Raw genomic sequence first — 8,148 nt, 5'->3', positions numbered from 1 at the left:
CTTCCCGGACAAGTCCGGTCCTGCCGAGCCATACAACCGGTAGGAGGGGACTTGTCCCGAAGGCGCCAGTGCAAGCGCTGAAGACCTTCCTCGGTAGGCCTGCCGCCTTCCCGGACAAGTCCGGTCCTACAAATATCGCGAGTTGCCGGGGCTATGTAGGAGCGAGTGCAGTGTTTGCTGCGCGACAGAGCTGCCTCGGAACGATAGGAATTTCCCTCACCCTATTGCTTGAGAAGGAAATTACCCTTGCCCGCCGGAACATCGGCTTCCAGCGTGTGCACCTGCGCATCGTCCTTGAGGTTGACCCCGGACAACTGCCGCCGCCAGGCTTCACGCATCAGGTACAGCAATTTATGCGCCGCCATCGGGTAGCTCATGCCTTCCAGGCGCACATTGGAGATGCAGTTGCGCGCCGCATCGTTCAAACCCACGCGGGGCGCGAAGGTGAAGTACAGGCCAAGACTGTCCGGCGAACTGAGTCCAGGCCGTTCACCGATCAGAATCACCACCATCCGGGCATTGAGCAGTTCACCGACTTCATCAGCCACGGCAACTCTGCCCTGCTCCACCAGCACCACCGGCGCCAGGCTCCAGCCTTGCTCGGCGGCCAGTTCGTCGATGCGTTCGAGCATTGTCGGGCTGTGCCGATGCACCGCCAAAGCCGACAAGCCGTCAGCTACCACCAAGACAAGATCAAAGCCTTGCGGTTGATCCTGGGCATAGGCACGCAGCTGCCCGGCCGACTCAGCAGACAACCGGCGACCGAGATCAGGCCGTTGCAGGTACTGATTACGATCAGCCGCAGAGCTGTGCAGCGTCAGCACTTCCCGTCCGCGCGACTGCAACGTTTCAGTCAATGCCGCGTGATCGAATGGCAGGTGCACCGCATCCCGCGCCTGAGCATGCGCGAACTGGAAATCCAGCTGTGCCGCAGTGGGCAGGCTGGTGCCCGCGTGACCCAAGGCGATACGCGCTGAAGTCAGCGAACGCAACTGGCTCCAGGCATCGGCCTGGGCAGGTGTTTTCGGGTCAACGCTCATGGTCATCCCTCAATTGAGTTTTGCCAGTGCCTGGCTGAAGAGCGGCGGTATTCCCTGCCCAAGCCGCACGCCGCCGTCATCCTGGCGCAGGATGTTCATGCGGATCAGCCACTCCTCGAACTCCGGCGCAGGCCGCAGCCCGATGGTTTTGCGGGCATAGAGCGCGTCGTGAAACGACGTGGTCTGGTAGTTGAGCATGATGTCGTCGGAACCGGGAATGCCCATGATGAAGTTGATCCCGGCAACGCCCAGCAATGTCAGCAACACGTCCATGTCGTCCTGATCGGCTTCGGCATGGTTGGTGTAACAGATGTCGCAACCCATGGGGACGCCCAGCAGCTTGCCGCAAAAGTGATCTTCCAGCCCGGCACGGATAATCTGTTTGCCGTTGTACAGGTATTCAGGACCGATAAACCCGACCACGGTGTTGACCAGAAACGGATTAAAATGCCGGGCCACGGCGTACGCGCGAGTCTCGCAGGTCTGCTGGTCGACGCCGTGGTGGGCATTGGCCGACAGCGCGCTGCCCTGCCCGGTCTCGAAATACATCAGGTTATTGCCCCGCGTACCCCGGTTCAGACTCAAACCGGCTTCATGGCCTTCACGCAAAATCTCCAGGCTGATACCGAAGCTGCTGTTGGCCGCCTCCGTGCCGGCAATCGACTGGAACACCAGGTCCAGCGGCACGCCCTTTTCAATCGCCGCGATGGACGACGTGACATGAGTCAGCACGCAGGATTGAGTCGGAATCTCATAGTGACGAATCACGCCATCGAGCATCTTCAACAGCTCGCTGATCGCACTGACGCTGTCGGTTGCCGGATTGATGCCGATCATGGCATCGCCGTTGCCATACAGCAGGCCGTCGAGAACGCTGGCGGCAATGCCAGCGGGATCGTCGGTCGGGTGATTGGGCTGCAGACGGGTAGACATCCGTCCGCGCAGCCCCACGGTGTTGCGAAAGCGCGTGACCACGCGGATTTTCTGCGCCACCAGCACGAGATCCTGGACGCGCATGATCTTCGACACGGCGGCGACCATTTCCGGTGTCAGCCCCGGCGCCAAAGCCCGAAGGCTGGTCTCGGTGGCCTCGTCGCCCAGCAGCCAGTCGCGAAAGCTGCCGACGGTCAAATGACTGACCGGCAAGAAGGCTGATGAATCATGACTGTCCATGATCAGCCGGGTGACTTCGTCCTGCTCGTAGGGGATCAGCGCTTCACTGAGGAACCGCTTGAGCGGTACGTCCGCCAGCGCCATCTGCGCTGCCGCTCGCTCAGCATCGCTGGCGGCGGCAATTTCGGCAAGAAAGTCCCCGGAGCGCGCGGGACTGGCCTTGGCCAGCAACTCCCGCAGGCTGTCAAAGCGCCAGGTCATCGCGCCAATGCTGTGGGAGAAGCTCATGCACATCCTTCCTTTATTGACTGGCAAGAGCCGGGACAGCGCCACGGCCACGCACCATTTTGCAGAACACCGCACCGACCAGCATCAAACCGAGGAAGATGCAGCCAATCATCAGATTGAACCAGATCATCGCCACCAGGCACACCACTGCCAGAATCAGGGCAATGGCCGGGACCACGGGATAACCGGGGGCACGGAAGCTGCGCTCAAGATTTGGCTCGCTGCGACGCAGCTTGAACAGGCTCAGCATGCTGACAATGTACATCACGATGGCACCGAACACCGACATGGTGATCATCGCCGCAGTCAGGCTCATGCCTTGCAGATTGACCAGACCGTCGCTGAGAATCGCCGCGATACCCACCACGCCACCGGCGAGAATGGCCCGATGCGGAGTCTGGAAGCGTGACAGTTTAGCCAGCCCGGACGGCAGGAAACCCGCACGCGCCAGGGCAAAGAACTGACGTGAATAGCCCAGAATGATGCCGTGGAAACTTGCGACCAGACCGAACAGGCCGATCCACACCAGCATGTGCATCCAGTTCGAGTTATTGCCGACTACGGCTTTCATCGCCTGAGGCAGCGGATCGTTGATATTCGCCAGCGTGCGCCAGTCGCCGACACCACCGGCAAAGATCATCACGCCAATGGCCAGCGTCACCAAGGTCAGAATCCCTGCGACATAGGCGCGGGGAATGGTCTTTTTCGGATCTTTCGCTTCTTCGGCAGCCATGGCCGCACCTTCGATGGCGAGGAAGAACCAGATGGCAAACGGGATCGCGGCAAACATGCCGCTGATCGCAGGCATACTGAAAGTATCGGAGCCGGCCCAGCCGCCCAGGGCGAAATTACTGAAGCTGAACGCCGGTGCGACCACGCCCATGAACACCAGCAATTCGGCTACGGCCAGCACAGTGACGACCAGTTCGAAGGTCGCGGCAATGCTCACGCCCAGGATATTCAGGGTCATGAATATGAAATACGCGCCGATGGCCGCCCACTTCGGGTCCAGCGACGGGTACTGCACATTCAGGTACGCACCGATGGCCATGGCGATGGCTGGCGGCGCGAAGACGAATTCGATCAGCGTGGCTAATCCGGCAATCGTCCCGCCGGTAACGCCAAATGCGCGCAGGCTATAGGCGAAAGGGCCGCCTGCGTTGGGGATGGCGGTGGTCAGTTCGGTAAAGCTGAAAATGAAGCAGGTGTACATCACCGCCACCATCAGCGTGGTGACAAGAAAACCCAGGGTACCCGCGCTGCCCCAGCCGTAACTCCAGCCGAAGTATTCGCCGGAAATCACCAGGCCGACGGCCAGCCCCCACAGATGCAGGGTGCCCAATGTTGGTTTGAGTTGCGAAGCAGTCATGGTCGTAAACCCCGGAAGCCAGCGACGGTATTGTCTGTCGACGAGAATAGTCACTCTGACAAAGCCAAGGCTTGACCGGGGAGAACGAGATTTGTCCTCTGCGGTCAAGTTTTCCGGCGCATTGCAGGCAATGCCTCAAGCCAGCGCACGAAAACGCGGTTGCGCCTTAAATCGGGTCACGGATTCCGGGGTTTTCAGTGCCACTTCGGTTCCCAAGCTGGCGTTTGGCCTGCGTCGTGGGTGAGTGTTTGGGTAGCAGGCCAATCCGAACGCAATCCAACCGCGGGACCGGATTTTATCCGGGAAGAGGTCGTTGAATTTGACCCATCATTGGTGTCGGTTCCGACGCCTTCGCGAATAAATTCGCTCCCACAGTGGAAATGTGGACGAGCTGACAGCCCTTAACCGGTAACAAGGTATGACAATTGCTTGAATTATTTTCATACACACCATGACGGCCGCTCATCACCATGCTCCAGAACCTGCTTTCACCCGCACCGATAAATGCGCAAAGTGCCAGCAATTGTGGTGTCCTGTCGGCGGCCGCCAATGGTCTGGACGGTTTCATCGTTCAGCATGGCGGTGATCTTGATCGCGTCTTCGGCCATGCGGGAATCAATCCCGAACAACTGCTGCATCCGACCTTGAGCCTGCCGCTGCCCAACTACTGCAAAGTGCTGGAGGAAGCCGCCCGGCAAACCGCTTGTGACAATTTCGGCCTGCGCTATGGCCAGCAGTTCCAACCCCAGGCGCTCGGCCTGCTGGGTTATATCGGCTTGTGCTCGTCCACTCTCGAAGACGCCTTGATCAACTTCGCCAAGGCTTTTCCGTTCCATCAACACAGCACGCTGATCCAGCTGGTGGATCAGGGCGAGTGTTATCGCTTTGACTATCAGATACGCCACGGCGCCATTCATGAACGCCGCCAGGATGCCGAGCTGACCATGGGCATGGCCACCAACCTGGTGCGCCATGTGCTCGGCCCCGATTGGGCACCCAGGGAAGTCGCGTTTGAACATGCGCAGCCCGAGAACTGGCACGAGCACCGTGAAGCGTTCCAGACCCAGGTCCGCTTCGGTCAGGCCTGCAACTCAGTGCTGATTCCCAAGCACGACCTCATTGCCAGGGCGATGCCCGGTGCCGACCCGATCCTGTTGATGCTCATCAAGGATGCCATTCGTCAATTGGGTGAAAGTGGAAATGAGCCCGGCTTGCTCGATCAAGCGCGACAGGCCATCACCGCGGTACTGCATCTGGGCGAACCCGCGCTGGAAGACATCGCGCAGACCCTCGGCCTGTCCGACTGGACGCTGCAACGCCGGTTGCGTGAGCACGGTGTCAATTTCACGCAACTGGTGGATCAGATCCGGCAGCAATCCGCCATGGCCCATTTGAAGCAGCAAAACCTGAGCGTCACCCAACTTGCGACGCTGTTGGGCTACTCCGAAACCAGCGCCTTCTCCCGCGCGTTCAAACGCTGGTTCGGGTTAAGCCCGAGACAGTGGCGCAGCGCGGCGAATGTCTGAGACGGTGGTCCCGGACATCGGCCTCAAGCACTCAAGCACTCAAGCGTGAAATCACATCATTCAGGCCGACCGACAGCCCATGCAAATCATGGCTGGCGGCTTGCGTGCGTTTGACGTTGTCCTGATTGGTACTGGCGATGGCGGTGATTTCCGTCAGATTGCGGGAAATGTCCTCGGCCACTGACGTCTGCTCTTCGGCGGCGGTGGCGATCTGCCGGTTCATGTCACGAATGGCTTCGACGGCCAGGGTAATACGATCCAGAGTCGCACCGGCACTGGTCACCTGCTCGACGCTTTCTTCACTGCGCGCCTGCCCCCCCTGAATCGCCTGCACGGCGTCGATGGCTCCGGTCTGCACGGAATTGATGATCTGATTGATCTCGGCGGTCGATGCAGCGGTGCGCTGCGCCAGGGTTCTGACCTCGTCGGCAACCACTGCAAAACCACGCCCGGCTTCACCGGCACGTGCCGCTTCAATGGCCGCGTTGAGGGCCAGCAGGTTGGTCTGCTCGGCAATACCGCGAATCACTTCGAGGACCTTGCCAATCCGCCCGCTGTCGGTTTCCAGACGATGAATCACGCTGGCCGTGTTGCCGATTTCGTTGCGCATGGACGTAATGGTCGCCATGGTTGCCTTCATCACCTTGCCGCCTTCCTGCGCATGGTGATCGGCTTCGTCTGCGGCCTGGGCCGCTTGCGCCGCATGACGAGCGACTTCCTGTGCAGTGGCCGACATTTCGGTCATGGCGGTTGCCACCTGATCGGTGCGCTCGAACTGCTCGTGAGTGCCTTGGGCCATTAGCGCGGCAATCGAATTCAATTCGCTGCCGGCCGTATCCAGATCCGAAGTGCTGCGCTTGAGTCGAGTAAAGGTATCCGCTAAAAAGTCGCGCAGGATATTGGCCGCGATGGCCAGACGACCCAACTCATCCTGCCGAGTGATCTCAACCCGCTCGGCAAACTTGCCCTCGCTCAACTGCGAGACGTAGTCGATGAGCATACGAATCGGCGTAATCAGGTTGCGATTGACCATCCACAACGTCAGCAATCCCACCAGAATCGCCGATGCCAACATGACCAGCGCACCCAGCAAAATCGTGCGGTCCGCCGTGCTGCTGATCAGCAGTGACTGTTCGCCGCTTTGCTTGCGCAGTTGATCGACCAACTGGCTCATCTGCTCACTGGCCGCACGGTCCACGCCCTTGACCGCAATGTCGCCCGCCACCGGATCGCCACCCGCCGCTACAAAAGCATCACGCCCTTTGCGATAAGCAGCGCCGAGCACCTGATGTTCTTCGCGCAGCTTCTGAACCTGGGCTTTCACCGATTGTTCAGTGCCTTGCAAGGCTGCGAGCTTATTCAAGGCGTCCTGCACCAGACGCTCCTGCTCTTCGAACTGCGCCCAGTACTTATCGCGATCCGCTGGCGCTTTGCCACGCAGCAGCACGTTCTTCCATTCCTGAACCTGGATCTTGAATTGCAGATTGGCTTCATCGACCAGCTGCGAAGCGCGCAGCGGCCCTTCAAGCAAGCCGCGATAGGACTGCACGTTGCTGGAAAGGAAATGAAAACAGGCCAGCGCGATCAGCAGCACTAGAATCAGACTGCCGCCAAGCAGGCCGAGAATCTGCAGCCTCAGGGATTTGGACATAACGAGCACCTCGGGTGGGAGACGGACCCATGCCTGGCATGGACCCAATGATGTCGACTTCCCTGTTCTGCCGTTCCGAGCACACGCCTCGTCACGTAACCTACTCCCGGAGCATCGGCTGGGCTGCGCGGTTCTTGAGGGTCGTTGGTCGGTCAACAGTGCTGTGAAATGCTTGCTGGCGCTGCATTCACGCAAACAACTAAACAGTGGCAGGCTACTCGTTGGGGCGTGTTCAATCCCCCTGCCCAAACACCTGACTCGGCCTGCGCAACGATGGATCAAACGGGTTGATCCGCGCGCTGATCACGGCGGCTTCGCGTTTGAGCAATTCCACGACGGTCATCAAGCGATCCGGGCCGAGGCGGTCGCTGATGGTGGCGACGCTGAGGGCGGCGACCGAGCGGCCTTCGCGGTCGAAGATCGGTACTGCGAGGCCGGCCATGCCTGGCAGCGCACCGGTGTTGCGGGCGGCGTAGCCCAGGCGGCGGACGTTTTCGACTTCCGAACGCAGGAAGACTTCGTCGTACAGGTGGAAATCCTTGAGGCGTGGCAGGTTGTAGCGGATCACTGTGTCGCGTTCTTCTTCCGGCAAATAGGCGAGGATTGCCAGACTGCCCTGCCCCACGCCCAGTGCCACGCGGCCGCCGATATCACCAGTGAAGGTGCGAATCGGATACGGGCCTTCGCTGCGGTCCAGGCAGATGGCATCAAAACCGCTGCGCGCCAGCAGAAACAGCGAATCCCCCAGCGAAGCCGACAACCGCAACAGGCTGGGCCGTACCACATCGCGCAAATTGCCGGTGTTGCCCGCCTTGGCGGCCAACGCAAAAAATTCGATGCTCAGCCGATAGCGCTTGCTGCGCTGATCCTGCTCGACCATGCCTTCATCCATCAGGCTGCGTAGCAGGCGATGGGTAGTGGGCTGTGATAAGCCGACCTGCTGGGCCAATTGGGTAACCCGTTCGCCACCCTCAGCGCAGTCGCCCAGGCAACGCAGCACGGCAAACAGCCGTGAGACAGCGCCTACACCAACATCTTTCGGATTTTCATTCCGCTCAGTGGAACCCATTGAAGTTAATTCCGTAATTTAATTCGCCAAACGAATGAACATGAAAAAAGATGTCATTCAGTGAAATTGCCTCTTTCACGCATCCTAGTCTT

Annotated in this window: 5 protein-coding genes and 1 pseudogene; 1 reads left to right on the top strand and 5 read right to left on the bottom strand. The window is 59.8% G+C overall.

What is annotated here, in order from left to right; translation table 11 throughout:
• Positions 1-221: 221 nt before the first annotated feature.
• The 3 genes from eutC to eat are packed head-to-tail and all read right to left on the bottom strand — an operon-like array spanning position 222 to position 3,810.
• Positions 222-1,040 carry an ethanolamine ammonia-lyase subunit EutC gene (eutC, locus tag AFK24_RS17340; RefSeq protein ID WP_065834365.1) on the bottom strand — a complete coding sequence of 273 codons (819 nt, stop codon included), beginning with the start codon at positions 1,038-1,040 and terminating at the stop codon, positions 222-224.
• A gap of 9 nt (positions 1,041-1,049) precedes the next feature.
• Complete coding sequence (locus tag AFK24_RS17335; protein WP_065834364.1) at positions 1,050-2,441, bottom strand: ethanolamine ammonia-lyase subunit EutB; 1,392 nt, start codon at positions 2,439-2,441, stop codon at positions 1,050-1,052.
• A gap of 13 nt (positions 2,442-2,454) precedes the next feature.
• Positions 2,455-3,810 (bottom strand): ethanolamine permease, encoded by a 1,356-nt coding sequence (eat, locus tag AFK24_RS17330; protein WP_065834363.1) that lies wholly within the window; start codon positions 3,808-3,810, stop codon positions 2,455-2,457.
• A gap of 470 nt (positions 3,811-4,280) precedes the next feature.
• Between eat and qhpR the strand changes: the two genes are divergently transcribed.
• Positions 4,281-5,336 (top strand): AraC-like transcriptional regulator QhpR, encoded by a 1,056-nt coding sequence (qhpR, locus tag AFK24_RS17325; RefSeq protein ID WP_065834362.1) that lies wholly within the window; start codon positions 4,281-4,283, stop codon positions 5,334-5,336.
• 31 nt (positions 5,337-5,367) lie between these two features.
• On the opposite strand, the pseudogene AFK24_RS17320 reads toward qhpR, so the two are convergent.
• A pseudogene (locus AFK24_RS17320) lies at positions 5,368-6,639 on the bottom strand (methyl-accepting chemotaxis protein); the annotation flags it as partial.
• 580 nt (positions 6,640-7,219) lie between these two features.
• Positions 7,220-8,056, bottom strand: coding sequence for an IclR family transcriptional regulator (locus AFK24_RS17315; protein WP_065834360.1), 837 nt, complete (start codon positions 8,054-8,056; stop codon positions 7,220-7,222).
• Positions 8,057-8,148: the final 92 nt, after the last annotated feature.

It is taken from the genome of Pseudomonas syringae (assembly GCF_001698815.1).
Classification (GTDB): Bacteria; Pseudomonadota; Gammaproteobacteria; order Pseudomonadales; family Pseudomonadaceae; genus Aquipseudomonas; species Aquipseudomonas syringae_A.
Note: the sequence above shows the minus strand (reverse complement) of the source record. Positions and strands in the feature narration are given on the sequence as shown.